Origin of the sequence: Microbacterium sp. ZW T2_14 (genome assembly GCF_044987405.1) — a bacterium.
Classification (GTDB): Bacteria; Actinomycetota; Actinomycetes; order Actinomycetales; family Microbacteriaceae; genus Microbacterium.
This window is the reverse complement of sequence record NZ_JBJDRK010000138.1, coordinates 1-548: the sequence shown is the minus strand read 5'-3', so window position 1 is coordinate 548 and position 548 is coordinate 1. Positions and strand designations below refer to the sequence as shown.

2 pseudogenes are annotated in these 548 nt (G+C 67.3%); one reads left to right on the top strand and one right to left on the bottom strand.

The features are described 5' to 3' along the window. Positions 1-437: pseudogene (locus ACI3KY_RS20335) on the top strand (dipeptidase); the annotation flags it as partial. Here ACI3KY_RS20335 and ACI3KY_RS20330 read toward each other — a convergent pair. After that, a pseudogene (locus tag ACI3KY_RS20330) lies at positions 426-548 on the bottom strand (peroxiredoxin); the annotation flags it as partial. The pseudogenes ACI3KY_RS20335 and ACI3KY_RS20330 overlap by 12 nt on opposite strands.

Here is a 548-nt window from a genome sequence, read left to right as displayed (position 1 = left end):
CCGCCGCAATCTCCCCTCGAGCCTCGGCACGGCTGAATTTGCGAGTTTCGCCAGGGATGGATCCGCAGCAGGCGCAGGACGCGTTGGTGGCGCATCTGGAGGCGCGTACGCCGTGGAATGCGCGTGTCACCGTCGAGCGTGAGGCGATCGGTTCGCCGTTCCGGGCCAGAACGGACGGCCCGGGCTACGCGGCGTTGTCAGGTGCCTTGGAAGAGGCATTCGGACGTCCCATGGGGACGGCGGGGCAGGGCGGGTCCATTCCGTTGTGCAACGCGTTGGCGGAGGCATTGCCGGACGCCGAGATCGTGCTGATGGGCGTCGAAGAGCCCCGATGCCGGATCCACGCCCCGAACGAGAGCGTGGACCCGACGGAAATCGAGAAGATGGCCGTCGCCGAGGCGCTGTTCCTGCAGCGGCTGGCCGGTTCAGACAGCTAGGTCGCGGCGGAGCTTGGCGACGTGGCCGGTGGCGCGGACGTTGTACTGCGCCACCTCGATCTTGCCTTCCTCGTCGACCAGGAACGTCGAACGAATGACGCCCTCGTAGAC